This window comes from Actinomadura sp. ATCC 39365 (genome assembly GCF_054392275.1).
In genome coordinates this window covers 9,942,832-9,961,338 of sequence record NZ_CP184335.1, presented here as the reverse complement: position 1 = coordinate 9,961,338, position 18,507 = coordinate 9,942,832, and the positions used below count along the sequence as shown (strand labels likewise).

Here is an 18,507-nt window from a genome sequence, read left to right as displayed (position 1 = left end):
ATCGCTTGTTCACACGTCAGGCCCAGCTCGTAGGGCATTATCTTGCTTACCAAGCGCTTGTTAGGATGCGGAGATGAACGAAGCTTACATCGTCGCCGCCGTCCGTACCCCCGTCGGGCGCAGGAACGGCGGGCTGGCCGCGGCCCACCCGGCCGACCTCGGCGCGCACGTGCTGCGCGAGCTGATGGACCGCGCGGACGCCGATCCCGCCGCCGTCGAGGACGTGATCTTCGGCTGCGTGGACACGATCGGGCCGCAGGCCGGGGACGTCGCGCGTACCTGCTGGCTGGCCGCCGGGCTGCCCGAGGAGGTGCCGGGCGTCACCGTCGACCGCCAGTGCGGCTCCTCGCAGCAGGCCCTGCACTTCGCCGCCCAGGCCGTGCTGTCGGGCACCAGCGACCTGGTGGTGGCGGGCGGCGTGCAGAACATGAGCATGATCCCGATCTCCTCGGCCATGCTGGCGGGCCGGCCGCTCGGGCACGAGACCCCGTTCGCCGGGTCCAAGGGCTGGGCCGCCCGCTACGGCACGGCGGAGGTCTCCCAGTTCGCCGGGGCCGAGCAGATGGCGGTGGCCTGGGACCTGTCGCGCGAGGACATGGAGCGCTACGCCTACGAGTCCCACCGCCGCGCGCTGCGGGCCGTGGACGAGGGGCGCTTCCGGCGCGAGATCGTCCCCTGGGAGGGCGTCGCCGACGACGAGGCTCCCCGCAGGGACACCACGCCGGAGAAGATGGCCGCGCTCAGGCCGCTGGCCGAAGGGGGGCGGCTCACGGCGGCGCTGGCGTCCCAGATCTCCGACGGCGCGGCGGCGCTGCTGGTCGCCTCGCCCCGGGCCGTACGCGACCACGGGCTGACCCCGCGCGCCCGCGTGCACCACCTCTCGGCGCGCGGCGCGGACCCGATCATGATGCTCTCCGCGCCCATCCCCGCCACGGCCCACGCCCTGGGCCGGACCGGCCTGGCCGTCGACGACTTCGACGCGATCGAGATCAACGAGGCGTTCGCCTCCGTCGTGCTGGCCTGGCTCAAGGAGACCGGCGCCGACCCGGCCCGGGTGAACCCCAACGGCGGCGCCATCGCACTCGGCCATCCGCTCGGCGCGACCGGCGCGGTCCTGACCGTGAAGCTGCTGCACGAACTGGAGCGCACCGGCGGCCGGTACGGCCTGCAGACCATGTGCGAAGGCGGCGGACAGGCGAACGTCACCGTCATCGAACGCCTCGGCTGAAAGGCGCGCCGCGCCAACTGAAGTGAGCATTTCCGGCAATGGTTGAATAAGACACGGAAGGAACCGGGCTGACATCAGAAAATGCCTCTAGCAAATAGGAAACTTTCCTATTAGATTTCGGGTCATGCCCCTCAGCGGTGACCTTCTTCGCCTCGCCGACGCCGTCCTCCTCCCTGGTTTCGCGGGACAGATGCCTCCGGACTGGATCCGCCGACGACTCGGCGAGGGACTGGCCGGTGTGGTGCTGTTCTCCCGCAACATCGCCGACCCCGCGCAGGTCGCCCGGCTCACCGCCGCGCTGCGCGCGGAGAACCCCGCGGTGCTCGTCGGCACCGACGAGGAGTCCGGCGAGGTCACCCGGCTGGAGGTGAGCACCGGCAGCAGCCGTCCCGGCGGGTACGCGCTCGGCGTCGTGGACGACATCGGCCTCACCGAGGCCCTGGCCAGGGACATGGGCGGCGAACTGGCGGCCGCGGGCATCACGATCGACTTCGCCCCTTCCGCCGACGTCAACTCCAACCCCGACAACCCGGTCATCGGCCTGCGCTCCTTCGGGGCCGACCCGGCGCTCGTCGCCCGGCACACCAGGGCGTTCGTCCGCGGCCTGCAGTCGGCCGGGGTGGCCGCCTGCGCCAAGCACTTCCCCGGCCACGGGGACACCACCGTCGACTCCCACCACGGCGTGCCCGTGGTGGCCGACGCCGGCATCGAGGAGGCGCTCTTCCCGTTCCGGGAAGCGATCAAGGAGGGGGTCAGGTCGATCATGACCGGCCACCTGCTCGTGCCCTCCTACGACGCCGAGCTGCCCGCCACGCTCAGCCCCAAGGTCCTCACGGGCCTGCTGCGCGAGGAGCTGGGCTTCCAGGGAATGATCATCACGGACGGCATAGAAATGGCCGCGGTGTCGGGGGCGTACGGGATCGGGGGCGCCTCCGCCCGCGCCATAGCCGCGGGGGCCGACGCGATCTGCGTGGGCGGCGAGCGGGCCGACGAGGCCACCGCCGTCGAGGTCCGCGACGCCATCGCCGCCGCCGTGACCGAAGGACTGCTGCCCGAGGAGCGACTGGCCGACGCCGCACGCAGGGTCCGCGAGCTGGCCGCCTGGACCACCTCCTCGGGCAGCCCCGTACCGGAGGACGGCTACCTCGGGCTCTCCGCGGCCCGCCGGGCCGTCCGCGTCACCCGCAGGTCCACGGCCCCCGTGCTGCCGCTCACCGGGGCGGCGCACGTGGTCGAGCTGACGCCCGAGATGAACCTGGCCATTGACAAGGGCACCCCGTGGGGCGTCGGCGAGCCGCTGGGACGGCTGCTGCCCGGCACCGCCGTCACCCGGCTGGCGGCCGGGGACACCACCGGGGCCAGGCTGGAGCGGCTGATCGGCGAGGCGGCGCAGCGCCCGCTGGTGATCGTGGTCCGCGACGCGCACCGCTACGCCTGGCAGGGCGAGGCGCTGCGGCACCTGCTCAGCGCCCGGCCGGACGCCGTCGTCGTGGAGATGGGCCTGCCCGCCCGCTCCGACCTCGGCGCCGTGCACATCGCCACGTACGGGTCGGCGCGGGTCTGCGGCCAGGCGGCGGCGGAGGTGCTCACCGGTACGCTGTGACACCGTGATCCTCGACGGCGAAGACCTCTCCCACAGCCGCCCCGCCCTCCATGACGACGGGCCGCACGTCTTCCGCGGCTGCGACCTGACCGAGGCCGACCTGTCCGGAGCCGCGCTGGCCGGCGCCCGCTTCGAGTCCTGCGTGCTCGACGGCGCCGACCTGCGCAAGGCCGACCTCGACGGCGCGGTCTTCGCGGGCGGCGGCGGCATGCGCCCGAGGTTCAACGACGCCGACCTGATCGACGCGACGTTCACCGACGTCGACCTGTCCTCGGCCCAGTTCGGCGGCGCCCTGCTCACCGACGCCTCCTTCCAGGGCTGCCGCATGATCGGCGCCGCGCTCACGGCCTCGCGCGGCACCGGCTTCAAGGTCGCGCGGTGCAACCTGACGCTGGCCAACCTCGGCGGCTGCTCGCTGCGCGGCGAGTTCATCGAGGGGGTGCGCTTCGACGACGCCGACCTGTCGGGCTGCGACTTCACCGAGGCCACCCTCAGCGACTGCCGGCTCATCGGCACGCGGCTGCTCAACACCACGTTCGCCAAGGCCGACCTGCGCGGCGCCGACCTCGGGCAGCCCGACGACGCCAAGCTGCGCGCCTTCGCCGGCGCGATCATCAACCAGGCCCAGGCCAACGCCATCCTCGCCGCCCGGGGCATCACCGTCGTGTGAGCCAGGCATCGGGTGAGCCAGGCGTCGGGTGGGGCAGGCATCGCGTGGGTCAGGCGTCGGGTTGGTCAGGCCAGGCGCCTGCGCGCCTCCTCGGCCTCGGCCATCACCCGCCCGATCAGCTCGGCGCACGACGGCAGGTCCTCGATCACGCCCACCACCTGGCCGGAGGCCATCACCCCGAGGTCGGCCCGCCCGTCCACCATCGCCGCGCGCAGCAGCACCGGCGTGTTGGCCGCCTGGAGCACCTGCGCCCAGGTCAGCTCCCGGCCGCGGCGCATCCGGCGTCCCTCGCGGACCAGCGCGCCCCACGACAGGCCGGACAGCCGACGGAAGCGGGCGCCGTTCAGCACCGCGCGCAGCAGCCGCGAGCGTTCCAGCGAGGCCACGAACGGGGTGCTGAGCACGCGGTGCGGCACGCCGTCCACCCTGGTCGTCACGACGGTCTCGCGGGCGGCCAGGTAGACGTCCTTGACCGCGCCGGGCACCGGGGACTCGCGGGTCAGCAGGAACCGGGTGCCCATGGCGATCCCGCACGCGCCGTAGGCCAGCGCGGCGACCAGGCCCCGGCCGTCGAAGAAGCCGCCCGCCGCGATCACCGGGATGTCCACCGCGTCCACGACCTGCGGCAGCAGCAGCGTGGTGGCCAGCGGGCCGGTGTGCCCGCCGCCCTCGCCGCCCTGCACGATCACCGCGTCCACGCCCCACGCGGCCACCTTCTCGGCGTGCCGGCGCGCCCCCACCGACGGGATCGTGACGACCCCCGCGTCCTTGAGCCGGGCGATCAGCTCGCGCCGGGGCGCCTGGGCGAACGACGCCACCCGCACACCCTCCCTGATCATCACCTCCACCCGCTCGGCCGCGTCGTCGGCGTCGGAGCGGATGTTCACCCCGAAGGGGGCGTCGGTCCGCTCCTTGACCCGCCTGACCGCCGCCGTCATCTCGGGCACCGACATGGTGGCGGCGCCGATCACGCCCAGCCCGCCCGCCGCCGAGACGGCCGCGGCCAGCCGGGCGCCCGCGACGTACCCCATGCCGGTCTGGACGACGGGATGGCGGCAGCCGGTGAGCTCGGTCAGCGCCGTCCTCATCCGGCCACCTCGCGGTCGCGCGCCCGGCCGGGATCCAGCCGGTCCAGGACGGCCAGCTCGACGGCGTCCGGCTCCCGCGTCGTGGGCACCTCCGGCGGGACGACCAGGTCGAAGCCGGTGGCGGCCAGCACGTCGGCCACGCTCACCCCCGGATGCGTGGACACCAGGCGCATCGAGCCGTCGGGTGTGGCAAAGTCGAGCACCGCCAGGTCCGTCACCACCCGCCGCAGCTCGTACGCCCCCCGGTCGGTGCCCAGCCCGCTCACCATGTCCACCGCGGGCACGAACACCCGCCGCGAGTGCCGCGGGATCCAGTAGCTCGTCGGGTCGCACCGCGTGTTCCCCGGCGCCCCGCGCACCCCGAGGAGCTGGGCCTTGGGACGGGCCCAGTCGCCGATGCAGGAGATGTTGCTGTTCCCGTGCCGGTCGATCTGGCTCGCGCCGAGCATCACGTGCCGGCGGCCGTTCAGCACCAGCCACAGGTGCTCCCGGAACGGCAGCCACCCCTCCACCACCTCGGGCGCCGCTCCCAGCGCGGGCACGTCGCCGGTGAGCAGGCAGACGCCGTCGGAGGTGAGCAGGCCGGGCTCGAACGTCAGCCGGGCCAGCCGCGCGGCCAGCACCGTGACCGCCCCGCCGATCCCGGCCGCCAGGATCTCCCCGTCGCCCCTGAACGCCTCCGCACAGGCCAGCACGCAAACGTCGGCCCTGCTCACCTCAGTTCTGGTCATCGACGCCGCCCTCCACGTACCGCCGCTGCCGTTCCTCGTCGCGCCCGTAGTCCGGCTCGCAGGAGGTGAACCCGGCCCCGCCGGGCGCCTCCACCACGCCCGTCACCATCGACCGGCTGATCAGCAACGACTGCACCGGCCCCTCCTTCAACAGGTCGGCGGTGTCCACCAGCCGCTCGCAGGACACGTAGCAGCGCCCGGCCGCCTTGGCGTACAGGTCGTCGAAGTACGGGTCGGGGCCCAGGTACTGGGCGTTCCCGCGGACGTCGGCCCGGTTCAGGTGCACCAGGGCCACGTCCATGGTCAGGGCGGGCACCGCGACCAGCTCCTCCCCGTCCCCGTACGGCGAGCGCACCGTCCGCAGCTCCGGGTTGACCCGCAGCACGCCGGACCCCAGCCCCGCCCGCGTCGGCAGGAACGGCAGCCGGTGCGCCGCCGCCAGCAGCCCGAACATGAACATGCCCTCGTCGTACTCGGTGAACTCGACCGCGCCCGCCTGCCTGGCCGCCCGGAAGTGCGGTTCGAGGGGGATGGAGTCGAGCGTGACGAACGGCGCCACGACCCTGCGCACCTTGCCCGCCGCGCACAACATGCCGACGTCCGGGCCGCCGTAGGAGACGATCGTCAGATCCCGGACGGACGTGCGCAGCAGGCCGCCCACCAGCGCCATGGGCTTGCGCCGCGAGCCCCAGCCGCCGATCCCGACCGTCATCCCGCTCTCCACCGAGGCCGCGACCTCCTCGACGGACATCACCTTGCTCATCGGAACCGCTCCCTGTGCTCGTCGCCCATGCCCATGAGGTTCAGCTCGAAGGTGAAGCCCTGCTCGAAGCGGTAGCTGCGCCGCACGTCCACCGGGTCGATGCCGTTCAGCGACTCCTTGGCGCGGCGGATGACGTACGGGTCCTTGGCCGCGATCTGCCCGGCCACCTCCATCGCCGCCTCGCGCAGCTTGTCGGGCGGCACCACCTCCAGCACCGACCCGAACGCGTGCAGCTCGGCCGCCGTGACGTTCCGGCACGTGTAGACCATGGCCCGCATGAGGTGCTGGGGCACCAGCCGGGCCAGGTGCGTGGCGGCCCCGAGCGCCCCGCGGTCCACCTCGGGCAGCCCGAAGTAGGCGTCCTCGCTCGCCACCACCACGTCCGCGTTGCCGGCCAGGCCGACGCCGCCGCCCAGGCAGTGCCCGTGCACGGCGGCGATCACCGGCACCTCGCACTCGTAGACGGCCGCGAACGCCTCGAAACACTGCCGGTTCGCGCCGACGAGCGCCGTGTGCCCGGGGTCGGCCCGCATCTCCTTGATGTCCACGCCGGCGTTGAACCCGCGGCCCTCGGCCCGCAGCACCACCACCCTGGTCGCCGGGTCGCGCCCGGCCGCGCGCACCGCCGCCGCCAGGTCGGCCCAGCCCTGGACGGTCAACGCGTTCACCGGCGGCACGTCCACCACGACCTCGGCGACCGGCCCGTCCCGCAGTGTGATCCCCATCGCGCTCCCTGGTCGCACCTAACGCTTGCTTGGTACGGTAGCACCCGTGACGGTCACTTACGACTACACGGGCAGGTCCGTGCTGGTGACGGGCGGCACCCAGGGCATCGGCGCGGGCATCGCCCACGCCTTCCGCGCGGCCGGCGCCGACGTGACGGTCTGCGCCAGGAAGGACCCCGGCCCCCTGGACGGCCTGCGCTTCGTCCAGGCCGACGTGCGCGTCCCGGCGGACGTCGAACGGCTGGTCGCCGGGTTCGACCGGCTCGACGTGGTGGTCAACAACGCCGGCGGCTCGCCGCCCGCCCCCGTGTCGGGCACCTCGCCGCGCCTGCACGCCCGCGTCATCGAGCTCAACCTGACCGCCCCCCTGCTGGTCTCCCAGCGGGCCCACCCGCTGCTGGCCGCGGCTCGCGGGGCGATCGTGATGATCGGCAGCGTCAGCGGCGCGCGTCCCTCGCCCGGCACCGCCGCGTACGGCGCCGCCAAGGCGGGCCTGCACCACCTGGCCCGCTGCCTGGCCGCCGAATGGGCCCCCGAGGTCAGGGTCAACTCGGTCGTGGTCGGCCTGGCCGACACCACGGCGGCCGAGCGGTACACCGGTCAGGGGCGGGCGGACGCCACCATCCCCGCGGGCCGCCCCGCCACGCCCGCCGACGTGGCCGCGGCGTGCCTGTGGCTGGCCGCCCCCGGCTACGTCACCGGCGCCGAGGTACGGGTGGACGGTGGCGGCGAGATCCCCGCCTGGCAACACCTAGCTTCTGACGATATTTCTTGATATCTGTGCATGATCCCCTTGGGAGGTCTTGTGGGCATTTGCGCTGGCCGCGTGGTGATCGTGACAGGCGCCGGACGCGGCATCGGCAGGCAGCACGCCCTGGAGTTCGCCCGGCAGGGCGCCCGCGTCGTGGTGAACGACCTCGGCACCGCCCGCGACGGCGGCGGCGCGTCGTCCGGCCCGGCCCACGAGGTCGTCGCGGAGATCGAGGCCCTCGGCGGCCGGGCGGTGGCCAACTGCGACGACGTGTCCGACTGGGCCGGCGCCGCCCGGCTGGTGAAGACCGCCGTCAGCGCGTACGGCCGGCTGGACGTCCTGGTGAACAACGCCGGCTTCCTGCGCGACCGCATGCTGGTCTCGATGACCGAGCAGGAGTGGGACGACGTCGTCCGCGTGCACCTCAAGGGCCACTTCCTGCCGCTGCGGCACGCGGCCGCGTACTGGCGGGAGCGCTCGAAGGCGGGCGAGGAGGTGTCCGGCAGGGTGGTCAACACCTCGTCGGGCGCGGGCCTGCTGGGCAGCGTCGGCCAGGCCGGCTATTCGGCGGCCAAGGCCGGTATCGCCGCGCTCACCCAGGTCGCCGCCGCCGAGCTGGCCCGCTACGGCGTCACCGTCAACGCCATCGCGCCGGCCGCCCGCACCCGGATGACCGAGGAGGTGTTCGCGGCGACCATGGCCAGGCCGCGGGCCGGGTTCGACCCCATGGACCCGGCGAACGTCGCCCCGCTCGTGGTCTGGCTCGGCTCGGCGGCCGCCGCGCACGTGACGGGCCGGGTCTTCGAGGTGGAGGGCGGCACGATCGCGCTGGCCACCGGCTGGCGCCACGGCCCCGCCGTGGACCGGGGGGCCCGCTGGTCGCCGGAGGAGGTGGGCGAGGCCGTCGCCACGCTCCTGGAGGCCGCGCCCGCCCCCGAACCCGTCTACGGCGCGGCCCCCTGATCCCCGCCGGCTAGCGGACCAGCCCGGGCACGGACGACTGGCCGTCCCCCCGCAGCGCGAACAGCTCGGTGGCACGCCCCGAGGTCACGTCCACCGCGTAGACCCTGGCGACGGCGCGGGGGTCGTCGTCCGGATAGGCCAGCATCGTCACCTCCTGGGGGGACGTCCAGCCGCCCAGCTTGGCCGGCCGCAGCCCCTCGGCGAGTCCCGACGGCCTGACCCGGCGCTCCTTGCCCCCCGTGACGTCGAAGACGACGATCGTGCCGTCGCGCTGCACCATGGGCTCCCGGTTCCGGTCGAGGGTCGTGCCGACGCGTGCGATCGTGCGCCCGTCCGGGGCCAGGGCGCTGAAGTCGTAGGTGTGCTCCGGAACCGTCACCGGGTCGCGGCCGAGCACCCGCAACGACGTGGTGTCCTCCTTGGCACTGGCCAGCACGACCGGGCCCGTCCCGTCCGCCACGCTCACCGGCCACGAGCCCTTCGGCAGGGGGGTCGCCGTGCCGCGCTCCACGTCCACGAGCCGGGGCACGCCCGCCCCCGCCACCACGAAGCGCAGGCCGCCGGGCGAGAGCCGCAGCGCGTACTCGGCGGCGAAGTCCTCCGCATCCTGCTTCAGCGGCGACGTCCACACCTGGCCCCCGGCCAGGTCCCGGACGACGATCGCGTGCCTGCCGGGGCTGTAGTAGGCGATCCTGCGCCCGTCGGCCGTCGCCTCGACCGGCCCGTTCTGCGGCCCGTCGGCCAGCTCGTACGTGGCGCCGTCCCGGGTCACCAGCCGCCACGGGCAGGCCGAGGCGTCGTCGCGGCACATCGGCCGGTAGAACTGCTCGACCGGCGCGACGCCCTCGGCGGGCAGTTCGAGGGCGGTGGCCGTCGGCGGGGTGAGCACGATCGGCGGCGCCGGGCGTGCCTCCCGCAGGAGCACCGCGCCGCCGCCCCCGATCACGCAGACCGCCGCCGCGACGCTCACGGCCAGGCGGGCCGCGCGCCTGCGCCGGGCGCGCAGGACGGCCCGCGCGGCCAGGTCGACGACCGGCGCCTGCTCGGCCAGCGCCCGCAGGTCCTCGCGCAGCGTCTTCATCGGTACACCTCCATGGGGGTGAGGGCACGCAGCCGGGACAGCGCGTAGTGCGTCTGGCTCTTGACCGTGCCGAGCGAGACGCCCATGAGCCGGGCGGTCTCGTGCTCGGTGCGGTCCTCGTAGAAGCGCAGCACGATCACCGCGCGCTGTTTCGGGGTGAGCCGGCCCAGCGCGTCGAGCAGGGTCAGGCGGCGCACGGTCGCCTCGTCGTGCGCGTGCCCGCCGGTCTCCGGCAGCTCGGCGGCGGGCAGTTCGGGCCGTCTGCGCCGGCGCCAGGAGATGGTCTGGTTCACCAGGGCCCGGCGCGCGTACGCCTCGGGGTTGCCGTCCTTGGCGAGCTTGCCCCAGTGCGAGGCGACACGGGTGAGGACCGTCTGCAACAGGTCCTCGGCGAGATGGGGGTCTCCGGTGAGCAGGTACGCGGTCCGCATCAGCGACTGCTGACGGGCGCGTACGAACTCGTGGAACCCTCGTAGCGGTCCATGTAGGAAATCAACTCCACCGAGGGCCCGAGGGTTGGAAGAAGTCGTCAGCGCATCGACGACCGGGCGGTGGGACGCAGGCGCAGCCGCACCGGCGGGGCGGTCAGGCGGGCGTCCAGCATGGGCAGGTCCGCCCGGCGCTCGTCCTCGGGCCGGGCGAACCGGGTGAACCACACGAACACGTTCTCCCCGGTCCGGACGGGCAGGCGGGGGAAGGTGTTCTCGGCGTGCTCGCTCTCCAGGCAGCCGACCGGCGGCGTCCCGGCCTCGGCCAGCGCGGGCGCGACCCGCCGGGCGAAGAACTCGGCGAAGCCCGCCCCGACGTGGCAGATCGTCGCGACGTACAGGGCGTCCGGCGGCTCGGCGGCGCCCGCGGGCGGCCGTTCCCAGGAGGGCAGCTCCGGGCCGGACGGGCGGAGCAGGAGCACGTCGTCGGAGTCGATCATCGTGGCGTTGGCGGCGTCGCGGTGCGCCCGCCAGACCGGGCCGTCGTAGAAGCCCTCCAGCGCCGCCCGGCGCGCCTCCATGTCGGGGAAGGCGCGCAGCCAGGTGAAGGTGTCGGGCGCGTCGGGATCGCGGAAGGTGCCCGCGATGCGCATGCCGAGCTCCTCCTGCGGCTCGACGAACTCGCGCTCGAACAGCGTGATCAGCGTGTCGCGCCGTCCGGGGTGAAGGGTGTACCGCCGTAGTTCGTAGATCATGCCCGGACGTTAGGGCGGGGTCGCTGCCATCTCATGTCAGGGTAGGCGGCGAACAATGTTCTGATCACTCTAAGCTACCGAACGGCAACGCAGAGTTATATAGTCGCATTGACCTTGATCCCAATGGGTCACAGAAGGTCAAAAAGGGGGCGGCGGTTGCCCAGGGCCCTGGCGCCCGCCGTCCTCGCAGGGGTCCTCACCGGTGAAGGAGCAGAAGTGATCAAAAGGCTGTGCGCCGCAGGTGCCGTGCTGGCCGCGGCCGGCGTCGCCATGGCGGCCGTTCCCGCCCACGCTGACACCTGGTCCGACAACTGGAGCAGCAACAGCGACTCGTCGCAGTCGGGCAACAACTTCGGCGACGTCTCCGCGGCCAACCGCGGTGGCTGGGACTCGACCAACGTCAACAACATCAACGGCGTCGCGACCACCGCCACCGACGGCGGCATCGCGGTGACCTACATCTTCTACTGACCTCCGTACAGCTCTGAGGAAGGGACATCGACATGATGAAGAAGCTCTGCGTGACCACCGGCGCCGTCGCCGCGGCCGCCGCCCTGACGCTCCTGTCCGCCCCGGCCCACGCCGACGTCACCGCGGGCAACTCCAGCTCCAACCATGACACCTCCCAGTCGGGCAACAACTTCGGCAACGTCGTGAACGTCAACGTGAGCGGCACCGACGCCACCAGCGTCAACAACGTCAACGGCAACGCCACGACCGCCACCGACGACAGCCACGCCGGCACCAGCGTCGACTCCTAGCCGGACCCGGGGGCGCCCTCCGGCGCGGAGAGGGCGTCCCCGTGCGGGCCGGGTCGAGGCGGCCCGGCCCGCTCCCACTACCATCCCTGGATGACGAACTGTGCATATGTCACCTTTGATGACCCAACCGGCCTCGACGACGAGCGCGACCTCGCCCTCTCCCACTGGCAGGCCAACGGCATCGAAGGCCGCGCCGAACGCTGGGACGACCCCGCGGCCGACTGGAGCGCCTACGACGCCGTCGTGGTGCGATCGGCCTGGGACTACATCGACCGGCGCGAAGAGTTCCTGGCCTGGGCCCGCCGCGTCGAGTCCGTCACCAAGCTGCTCAACCCGGCCGTCGTCCTCGAGGGCAACACCGACAAGACCTACCTGAGAGACCTGGGCGTGCCGACCGTGCCCACCCATTGGTCCGCCCACGACCTGCCCGACTGGCCCGAGTACGTCGTCAAGCCCGCGATCTCCGCCGGAGCCCGCGACACGACCAGGACCACCGACCGCGACAAGGCCGCGGAGCTGGCCGCCGCGCTCGAGGCCGCGGGGCGGCAGCCGATGGTCCAGCCCTACCTCGACATGGTGGAGTCGGAGGGCGAGACCTCCCTGCTGTACTTCAACGGCCGCCTCAGCCACGCCGTCCGCCGCCATCCGATGCTGGCGGCGGAGGCGACCCTCGACTACAACGCGCGGGCCGAGCTCCGCACCCCGGCCCCGGACCAGGTCGACCTGGCCGAGAAGGTGCTAGCAGCCATTCCCCACGCCCTTCTCTACGCCAGGATCGACCTGGTCCGGCTGTCCGACGGCACGCCGGTGGTCATCGAGCTGGAGCTGACCGAGCCGTACCTGTTCCTGCGGTACGCGCCGGACGCCGCGGCGAACTTCGCCAGGGCTCTGGGGGAGCTGGTCTGATCAGCAGGAGATCCCGCCGTCCACCGGGATGACCGTGCCCGTCAGGTACGAACCCGCCCGCGAGGACAGGAAGACGGCCGCGCCCGCCATGTCGTCGGGCCGGCCGATCCGTCCCAGGGGCACGGTCGAGGCGATGGCGGCGCGGGTGGAGGGGTCGTCCAGGGCGAAGGCCATCATCTTGGAGTCGAACGGCCCGGGGGCGATGGCGTTGACCGTGATGTGCTCCTTGGCCAGCTGCCTGGCCAGGTGGCGGGTCAGCATGTGCACGGCCGCCTTGGTGGAGGAGTAGGCGTAGCTCTCCAGGGCGGGCACCCGGATGCCGTCGATCGAGCCCACGTTGATCACCCGGGCCGGGTCGTCCGGGTCGGCCGCCTCGCGCAGGTTCGGCAGGAACTGCTGGGTCAGGTAGAAGACGCCCTTGACGTTGATGTCCCAGAGCTTGTCGAAGGCGTGCTCCGGATACTCCTCCAGAGGCGCGCCCCAGGTGGCGCCGGCGTTGTTGACCAGCACGTGCAGCGGGCCGCCCACCGCCGTGACCAGCGTGTCCACCCCCTCGGGCGTGGACAGATCGGCCTGGACGGCCGTGCAGCCCAGCTCGGCGGCGGTCTTGTCGACCTCCGCCGCCTTGCGTGCCGATATGACGACGGTCGCGCCGGCCGCGACGAACCCGGCGGCGATCATGCGGCCGATGCCGCGCGAACCGCCGGTGACGACGACCGTCTTGCCTTCCACCGAGAACAGACTCATGTTCCGGAAGCATGCCATACCGACTGGTCGGTTACTAGCTGCCCTCGTCCTTCACCCAGAGTCGCAACAGCCCCCGGAAGTGCTCGGTGAACCGCTCGCGCTCGGCCGCCGGGTACGTGGCCGCCACCGTGTCGACCAGCAGCCGGTCGAACTCCGGCCCGGCCACCCACTCCAGCACGATCTCGTCGATGTGCGCCAGATGGGTCCGGCAGAACTCCTCGTACCGGTCCACCTCGAAGTACCGGTCGGCCAGCTCGCGGTACCGGGCCAGCCGTTCCCCGTAGTCGCCGGTGACCTCGAAGTAGTCGTGCGTCTCCAGGTCGATGCGTGGCCGGCGGCGGGTGGCCACGCAGAACACGCTCCACTTCACCAGCGCCTTGATCGCCCAGGGGAAGTAGTAGTGCAGGCTGGTCAGGGCCACGTCGGGGCAGGCGTTGGCGTAGTCGATCGGGTGCACGTCGGAGCCCTTGACCAGCGTCTCGCAGGAGTTGAACTCCCAGCGGAAGAACGCGTTCACCAGCCGCCCGACGGTGACGACCTCCTCGCCCACGGACGGCGAGAGGAACTCGTGGTCCACGGCGTACCGGGCGTGCATCGGCTCGTCGGGGCGGAAGCGCATGACCATGGTCTCCGCGCCGATCGACAACGACCTGGCGAAGGCGTCGTACCCCTCGACGGACTGCTGGAGGTGCATGAGCATCTCGCCGCTCTCGTCGTAGGCGCGGTGCAGCTCGTCGCGGTCGCGGACGCGGGAGACGCCCCGCCAGGCGCCGCCGTCGTACGGCTTCATGAACAGCGGATAGCCGATGCGCTCGGCGACCGCGTCGAGGTCGAAGGACTGGTTGTAACGCTCGGCGGTGTAGGCGTAGCGGGAGTTGTCCACCGGGTTCTTGTACGGCACCAGCACCGTCTCCGGCACCTTGAGCCCCAGCCGCATCATCGCGCAGTAGGCCGCGTGCTTCTCCATCGACTGGAACGTGAACGGGCTGTTCAGCAGGTAGACGTCGTCCATCATGGCGATCTTCTTCAGCCACTCGCGGGGGTGGTAGTACCAGTACGCCAGCCGGTCGATCACCAGCTCGTGACGTGGCTTGGCACGCAGGTCGAACGGCTCGATCGTGATGCGCTCGACGTCGAACTCGCCCACCCCCTTGATCGGCCCCAACCGGCGTAACACGGTCTCGAACGCCGCCGGCCAGTCCTCCTCGGTCCCCAGCAGCAGCCCAATGAGATGACGCACGATGCTCCTCCGCGGCCGCCGCGAGGGCTCACACTCCGGGCAGGCGACCGTTCCTGAACAGGTCGACGAACCGTTGATGGTCTTCACGAGCCTGTGCCCCATATCGGTGGGCGAAATCCACCAACATGCCGATGAATCCGGATTGATCGCCGTTGATGACTGCCACGATCGCCTCCTCCGTTGAGAAGTCCACCAGGTCGTGACTGGACTCGTCGTCGGCCACCGAGTGCATGCGCGCCACCGCCCGTCCCAGGTCGCGCATGATGGAACGCAGCTCGTCCGGCTCGTTGACGTCGTCCCAGTCGAGGTCGGCCGAGTACGGCGACACCTCGGCCACGAGCTGGCCCACCCCGTCGAGTGAGGCGTACCCGAGCCAGGGGTCGGCATATGCCTGTAGCGCCCGCTGCGACTCGGCCGTGCGGTGGCCCTGGTGCAGGAAGTAGGAGGCCGCCTTCTCGTTGTCGACGTACCGGGCCACGGCCGGCACCTGGGCCTGCTTCATGTAGAGGATGACGTCGTTCTCCAGCGCCTGCGAACGCCCCTCAAGCAGCAGGTTGTACGACGGCAGCCCCGCCGACCCGATCCCCACGCCCTTGCGCAGCGCCACGTCCTTGACGACGTGCTCGACCGGGTTGGACGGCGTGGGCAGCGTGCCGAGGTAGCCCTCGAACGCCGCCAGCACCCTCTCCCGGGCCGCGGCGTCGACCTCCTCCCGGCCGTCCATGAGGGCGAAGCGCCGGTCGTAGTCGTCGATGACGGTCTCCACGTCGAGCATCGCCACCCGCGTGCTGAGCCGCGCCGTCTGCAGCACCCGGTGCAGCACGCCGCCGGTGGTCTCCAGGGTGAGCGAGCCGATGGCGTCGTCGCCGCCGGTCGCGATGCCGTGCAGCTCGGCCAGGTACGCCCGCGCGAACTCGGTCACCAGCGCGCTGATCGTCTCGTCCGACAGCGCCTTGGCGTAGCCGATCAGCGCCACGCTGGCGGCGAAGCGCTTGAGGTCCCAGACGTAGGGGCCGACGTAGGCCTCGTCGAAGTCGTTGACGTTGAAGACCAGCACCCCGGAGGCGTTCATGTACGTGCCGAAGTTCTCGGCGTGCAGGTCGCCGTGGATCCAGACCCGGCCCGTGGGCTCGTCGAGGTAGGAGCCGTCGGCGAAGTCGCCGGTCAGGTCGGCGTAGAACAGGCCGGCACTGCCCCGGTAGAAGGCGAACGGGGAGGCCGCCATCTTGCGGAACTTGCGCCGGAAGGCGGCCGGGTCCCGTTTGATCGACTCGCCGAACTCGCTGATCAGGACGTCGAGCAGGAAGGAGGAGCGTGTGCCCATGACACGGACGGTAGCCCGCCGGATCCTCGCCGCCTACCCCGAATTCTCCCTGACAGGGCCAGGTCAGGGATGTTGCGAGGACACCGAGACGGTCTCGCCCGTCATGTACGAGGAGTAGTCGCTGGCCAGGAAGACGATCACGTTGGCCACCTCCCACGGCTCGGCCGACCGCCCGAACGCCTCCTTGGCGGCCAGCTCCGCCAGCAGCTCCTCGCTCGTCACCTTCGCCAGGAAGGGATGCACGGCCAGTGACGGCGCCACCGCGTTCACCCGGACGCCGTGCTCGGCGACCTCCAGCGCGACGCACCTCGTCAACGCCATCACCCCGGCCTTGGCCGCCGCGTAGTGCGCCTGCCCGCGCTGCGCCCGCCAGCCGACCACCGAGGCGTTGTTCACGATCACGCCGGAGCCCTGGCCGATCATGTGCCGGACCGCCGCCCTGGTGCACCGCATGGTGCCGTTGAGGGTGACGTCGAGGACCGTGTGCCACTGGTCGTCGGTCATCTCGGCCAGCGGGGCCGTACCGCCGAGGCCGGCGTTGTTGATCACCACGTCGAGCCGGCCGTGCGCCTCCACCACCGCGTCGAACAGCGCCAGCACCTGCGGCTCCGACGTCACGTCGCACGGGACCGCCAGGGGCTTGACGCCGGTCAGCTCGGTCAGTGCCTCGGCGGCGGCGGCCAGGCGGCGCTCGTGCCGGTCGGACAGGACGATCGTCGCCCCCTCCTCCGCGCAGCGCCTGGCGGTGGCGTAGCCGATGCCCGCGCCCGCGGCGGCGGTCACCAGCGTGACCTTGCCGTCGAGCAGACCGTGCGACTTCGGATAGGGCGGTGCCATCCGTGCTCCAATCAGCGGGGGAGTCCGAGAGTGCGCTCGGCGATGATGTTCCGCTGGATCTCACTCGACCCGGCATAGATCGTGTCCGCCCGGCTGAACAAATACAAGCGCTGCAGGTCGTTCAGACCGTCCGCCGCCACGAGCCCGGCCTTCCCCTGGACCTCCTGCGCCAGCTCGCCCAGCCGGCGATGCCACTCCGACCAGTAGAGCTTGGCGATCGACACCTCCGGACCCGGGTCCGGGCCCAGCATCCGCAGGGCGTTCAGCCGCATGATCTCCAGCTCCAGCCACGACCGGACGAGCCGGTCGCGCAGCACCGGGTCCTCGGCCGCCCCGGTCCGCCGGGCGGTCGCGATCACCTCGGCCAGCTCCCGCCGGAACCCGATCTGCTGCCCCAGCGTGGACGCGCCGCGCTCGTGGCCCAGCGTGGCCATGGCCACCCGCCAGCCGTCGCCCGGCGCCCCGAGCAGGTTCCCCGCCGCCGTGCGCGCGCCGTCGAAGAACACCTCGTTGAACTCGGAGGTGCCGGTGAGCTGCCTGATCGGACGTACGGTGACGCCCGGCCCGCCCATCGGCACGAGCAGGTACGACAGCCCGCGATGCCGCTGCGAGCCCTCCTCGGTCCGGCACAGGACGAAGCACCAGTCGGCGACGTGGGCCAGCGACGTCCACACCTTCTGCCCGGTGATCACCCACTCGTCGCCTTCGAGCCGCGCCCTGGTCTGGACGTTCGCCAGGTCGGACCCGGCCTCGGGCTCGGAGTAGCCCTGGCACCACAGCTCCTCGCCGAGCTGGATCGGCGGGAGGAAGCGGTCTTTCTGCTCCTCGGTGCCGAACTCCAGGATGGTCGGGCCGATCAACCCCTCGCCGATCAGGCCGACCCGGGCCGGGGCGCCGGCCCTGGCGTACTCCTCGTAGAAGGCGACCTGGTCGTCGAGAGAGGCGGCCCGGCCGCCGTACCGCTCGGGCCAGCTCAGGCAGGTCCAGCCCGCCTGGCCGAGCCGGCGTTCCCAGGCCAGGCGCAGGTCGTGCCCCTCGTGCTCCCTGCCGGGGCCGCCGAGACCGCGGACGTGCGCGAACTCGCCGGACAGGCTCTCCTCCAGCCAGGCGCGGGCCTGCTCACGCAGGCTCAACAAAGCCCCCGTAGCCGCCCTGGAAGAAGACCAGGGGGCCGCCGTCGGCGTGCGTGTCGAGCTGCAGCACCCGGGCCACCACGATCATGTGGTCGCCGGCCGGGTGCTCGGCCTCGATCACGCAGTCGAGCCAGGCCAGCGCGCCTTCCAGCACCGGGTTGCCGCCGGGGGAGCCGGTCCAGGCCAGACCGGCGAACTTGTCGCCGCCCTTGGCCGCCATCTGCGCGCAGACCGGCTGCTGGTGCTCGGCCAGCACGTTCACGGTGACGACCTTCGCGCCGCGTACCCGGGGCCAGCTCGTGCTGGTGTGGGCCACGCAGAAGGCCACCAGCGGCGGGTCGAGCGAGACGGACGTGAAGGAGTTGGCCGCCAGGCCGCACGGCTGGTCGTTCGCCGGGTCGAGGGCGGTGATCGCCACCACGCCGGTCGCGAACCTGCCGAGGACCTGACGGAACCGGCGGCTGTCGACCTGGCCGTTCCCGTTGTGCTGTGTTGGGCCGGGCGGCATGGCGGCTCCGTTGCGAGTCCTGCTGCGCTGGTGGGGCGCCGGAAGGCCGCGACAGCCGTCCGGCGCGATGAGCCGGGCAGCGTGTGTGCTCATGGGGTCCGCCTCCTCGTCACCGACTGCGCCCATCATACATACCAAGCGCTTGCTTGGACACTAGGTCCGTCCCGGAAACCCTGTCAATCCGTCCGGAGCGTGGCCCGGCGATCCGGCCGCCGCTCGTTCCTCGGGCTGCCGGATCGCCGCGGTTGACATGGGGAAAAGGGTG

General features: G+C 72.3%; 21 protein-coding genes. 8 read left to right on the top strand and 13 right to left on the bottom strand.

The genetic code is table 11. From position 1 onward, the window contains the following. The first annotated feature begins 73 nt into the window (after positions 1-73). From ACNF49_RS47605 to ACNF49_RS47595, 3 genes are all read left to right on the top strand, one after another. A complete protein-coding gene (locus tag ACNF49_RS47605; protein WP_482941835.1) occupies positions 74-1,228 on the top strand; it encodes an acetyl-CoA C-acetyltransferase in 1,155 nt (384 codons plus the stop codon). Positions 1,229-1,352: 124 nt separating this feature from the next. Next, positions 1,353-2,831 (top strand): glycoside hydrolase family 3 protein, encoded by a 1,479-nt coding sequence (locus ACNF49_RS47600; RefSeq protein ID WP_357983873.1) that lies wholly within the window; start codon positions 1,353-1,355, stop codon positions 2,829-2,831. Positions 2,832-2,835: 4 nt separating this feature from the next. Continuing rightward, a complete protein-coding gene (locus ACNF49_RS47595) occupies positions 2,836-3,501 on the top strand; it encodes a pentapeptide repeat-containing protein (protein WP_357983870.1) in 666 nt (221 codons plus the stop codon). A gap of 65 nt (positions 3,502-3,566) precedes the next feature. Here the strand turns inward: ACNF49_RS47595 and ACNF49_RS47590 are convergent, their stop codons facing one another. The 4 genes from ACNF49_RS47590 to ACNF49_RS47575 are packed head-to-tail and all read right to left on the bottom strand — an operon-like array spanning position 3,567 to position 6,808. After that, a complete protein-coding gene (locus ACNF49_RS47590) occupies positions 3,567-4,589 on the bottom strand; it encodes an NAD(P)H-dependent flavin oxidoreductase (protein ID WP_482941834.1) in 1,023 nt (340 codons plus the stop codon). Next, on the bottom strand, positions 4,586-5,320 hold the full coding sequence (locus tag ACNF49_RS47585) for a CoA-transferase subunit beta (RefSeq protein ID WP_357983864.1): 735 nt from the start codon (positions 5,318-5,320) through the stop codon (positions 4,586-4,588). The genes ACNF49_RS47590 and ACNF49_RS47585 overlap by 4 nt, the downstream gene beginning before the upstream one ends. After that, positions 5,307-6,083 (bottom strand): CoA transferase subunit A, encoded by a 777-nt coding sequence (locus tag ACNF49_RS47580; RefSeq protein WP_357983861.1) that lies wholly within the window; start codon positions 6,081-6,083, stop codon positions 5,307-5,309. The genes ACNF49_RS47585 and ACNF49_RS47580 overlap by 14 nt, the downstream gene beginning before the upstream one ends. Further along, complete coding sequence (locus ACNF49_RS47575; protein WP_482941833.1) at positions 6,080-6,808, bottom strand: enoyl-CoA hydratase family protein; 729 nt, start codon at positions 6,806-6,808, stop codon at positions 6,080-6,082. The genes ACNF49_RS47580 and ACNF49_RS47575 overlap by 4 nt, the downstream gene beginning before the upstream one ends. A 46-nt stretch (positions 6,809-6,854) precedes the next feature. On the opposite strand from ACNF49_RS47575, the gene ACNF49_RS47570 reads away from it, so the two are divergent. Both ACNF49_RS47570 and ACNF49_RS47565 read left to right on the top strand, forming a co-directional pair. Beyond that, positions 6,855-7,583, top strand: coding sequence for an SDR family oxidoreductase (locus ACNF49_RS47570; RefSeq protein WP_482941832.1), 729 nt, complete (start codon positions 6,855-6,857; stop codon positions 7,581-7,583). 9 nt (positions 7,584-7,592) lie between these two features. Continuing rightward, positions 7,593-8,522 carry an SDR family oxidoreductase gene (locus tag ACNF49_RS47565; protein ID WP_358000649.1) on the top strand — a complete coding sequence of 310 codons (930 nt, stop codon included), beginning with the start codon at positions 7,593-7,595 and terminating at the stop codon, positions 8,520-8,522. A 10-nt stretch (positions 8,523-8,532) separates the two neighbouring features. On the opposite strand, the gene ACNF49_RS47560 is transcribed toward ACNF49_RS47565, so the two are convergent. The 3 genes from ACNF49_RS47560 to ACNF49_RS47550 form a co-directional block, all read right to left on the bottom strand. Next, complete coding sequence (locus ACNF49_RS47560) at positions 8,533-9,603, bottom strand: WD40 repeat domain-containing protein (RefSeq protein WP_357983849.1); 1,071 nt, start codon at positions 9,601-9,603, stop codon at positions 8,533-8,535. Further along, positions 9,600-10,034 carry a SigE family RNA polymerase sigma factor gene (locus ACNF49_RS47555; RefSeq protein WP_482941831.1) on the bottom strand — a complete coding sequence of 145 codons (435 nt, stop codon included), beginning with the start codon at positions 10,032-10,034 and terminating at the stop codon, positions 9,600-9,602. Before ACNF49_RS47555 ends, ACNF49_RS47560 begins: the two co-directional genes overlap by 4 nt. A 98-nt stretch (positions 10,035-10,132) precedes the next feature. Continuing rightward, positions 10,133-10,786, bottom strand: coding sequence for an NIPSNAP family protein (locus ACNF49_RS47550; protein ID WP_482941830.1), 654 nt, complete (start codon positions 10,784-10,786; stop codon positions 10,133-10,135). 216 nt (positions 10,787-11,002) lie between these two features. Here ACNF49_RS47550 and ACNF49_RS47545 point away from each other — a divergent pair, with 216 nt between their 5' ends. The 3 genes from ACNF49_RS47545 (at position 11,003) to ACNF49_RS47535 (ending at position 12,453) form a co-directional block, all read left to right on the top strand. After that, on the top strand, positions 11,003-11,257 hold the full coding sequence (locus ACNF49_RS47545; protein WP_357983843.1) for a hypothetical protein: 255 nt from the start codon (positions 11,003-11,005) through the stop codon (positions 11,255-11,257). Between the two features lie 32 nt (positions 11,258-11,289). Then, positions 11,290-11,547, top strand: coding sequence for a hypothetical protein (locus ACNF49_RS47540; protein ID WP_352363132.1), 258 nt, complete (start codon positions 11,290-11,292; stop codon positions 11,545-11,547). 90 nt (positions 11,548-11,637) lie between these two features. Further along, a complete protein-coding gene (locus ACNF49_RS47535) occupies positions 11,638-12,453 on the top strand; it encodes an ATP-grasp domain-containing protein (RefSeq protein WP_482941829.1) in 816 nt (271 codons plus the stop codon). On the opposite strand, the gene ACNF49_RS47530 is transcribed toward ACNF49_RS47535, so the two are convergent. From ACNF49_RS47530 to ACNF49_RS47505, 6 genes are all read right to left on the bottom strand, one after another. Then, on the bottom strand, positions 12,454-13,200 hold the full coding sequence (locus ACNF49_RS47530; RefSeq protein WP_482941828.1) for an SDR family oxidoreductase: 747 nt from the start codon (positions 13,198-13,200) through the stop codon (positions 12,454-12,456). It lies immediately after the preceding gene. Positions 13,201-13,234: 34 nt separating this feature from the next. Then, positions 13,235-14,440, bottom strand: a complete 1,206-nt coding sequence (locus tag ACNF49_RS47525) for an ATP-grasp domain-containing protein (RefSeq protein WP_482941827.1) — start codon at positions 14,438-14,440, stop codon at positions 13,235-13,237. A gap of 28 nt (positions 14,441-14,468) precedes the next feature. Next, positions 14,469-15,764 (bottom strand): DUF2252 domain-containing protein, encoded by a 1,296-nt coding sequence (locus ACNF49_RS47520; protein WP_357983831.1) that lies wholly within the window; start codon positions 15,762-15,764, stop codon positions 14,469-14,471. 63 nt (positions 15,765-15,827) lie between these two features. Continuing rightward, positions 15,828-16,601, bottom strand: coding sequence for an SDR family oxidoreductase (locus ACNF49_RS47515; protein ID WP_482941826.1), 774 nt, complete (start codon positions 16,599-16,601; stop codon positions 15,828-15,830). Positions 16,602-16,612: 11 nt separating this feature from the next. Further along, positions 16,613-17,734, bottom strand: coding sequence for an acyl-CoA dehydrogenase family protein (locus ACNF49_RS47510; protein WP_482941825.1), 1,122 nt, complete (start codon positions 17,732-17,734; stop codon positions 16,613-16,615). Further along, positions 17,721-18,335, bottom strand: a complete 615-nt coding sequence (locus ACNF49_RS47505) for a flavin reductase family protein (protein ID WP_482941824.1) — start codon at positions 18,333-18,335, stop codon at positions 17,721-17,723. Before ACNF49_RS47505 ends, ACNF49_RS47510 begins: the two co-directional genes overlap by 14 nt. Between the last annotated feature and the right edge of the window lie 172 nt (positions 18,336-18,507).

Coding starts and splice junctions, on each gene's coding strand:
- ACNF49_RS47605 (WP_482941835.1), top strand. CDS start 74: ATGAACGAAGCTTACATCGTCGCCGCCGTCCGTACCCCCGTCGGGCGC.
- ACNF49_RS47600 (WP_357983873.1), top strand. CDS start 1,353: ATGCCCCTCAGCGGTGACCTTCTTCGCCTCGCCGACGCCGTCCTCCTC.
- ACNF49_RS47590 (WP_482941834.1), bottom strand. CDS start 4,589: ATGAGGACGGCGCTGACCGAGCTCACCGGCTGCCGCCATCCCGTCGTC.
- ACNF49_RS47585 (WP_357983864.1), bottom strand. CDS start 5,320: ATGACCAGAACTGAGGTGAGCAGGGCCGACGTTTGCGTGCTGGCCTGT.
- ACNF49_RS47580 (WP_357983861.1), bottom strand. CDS start 6,083: ATGAGCAAGGTGATGTCCGTCGAGGAGGTCGCGGCCTCGGTGGAGAGC.
- ACNF49_RS47575 (WP_482941833.1), bottom strand. CDS start 6,808: ATGGGGATCACACTGCGGGACGGGCCGGTCGCCGAGGTCGTGGTGGAC.
- ACNF49_RS47565 (WP_358000649.1), top strand. CDS start 7,593: ATGATCCCCTTGGGAGGTCTTGTGGGCATTTGCGCTGGCCGCGTGGTG.
- ACNF49_RS47560 (WP_357983849.1), bottom strand. CDS start 9,603: ATGAAGACGCTGCGCGAGGACCTGCGGGCGCTGGCCGAGCAGGCGCCG.
- ACNF49_RS47555 (WP_482941831.1), bottom strand. CDS start 10,034: ATGCGGACCGCGTACCTGCTCACCGGAGACCCCCATCTCGCCGAGGAC.
- ACNF49_RS47550 (WP_482941830.1), bottom strand. CDS start 10,786: ATGATCTACGAACTACGGCGGTACACCCTTCACCCCGGACGGCGCGAC.
- ACNF49_RS47540 (WP_352363132.1), top strand. CDS start 11,290: ATGATGAAGAAGCTCTGCGTGACCACCGGCGCCGTCGCCGCGGCCGCC.
- ACNF49_RS47535 (WP_482941829.1), top strand. CDS start 11,638: ATGACGAACTGTGCATATGTCACCTTTGATGACCCAACCGGCCTCGAC.
- ACNF49_RS47530 (WP_482941828.1), bottom strand. CDS start 13,200: ATGAGTCTGTTCTCGGTGGAAGGCAAGACGGTCGTCGTCACCGGCGGT.
- ACNF49_RS47520 (WP_357983831.1), bottom strand. CDS start 15,764: ATGGGCACACGCTCCTCCTTCCTGCTCGACGTCCTGATCAGCGAGTTC.
- ACNF49_RS47515 (WP_482941826.1), bottom strand. CDS start 16,601: ATGGCACCGCCCTATCCGAAGTCGCACGGTCTGCTCGACGGCAAGGTC.
- ACNF49_RS47505 (WP_482941824.1), bottom strand. CDS start 18,335: ATGAGCACACACGCTGCCCGGCTCATCGCGCCGGACGGCTGTCGCGGC.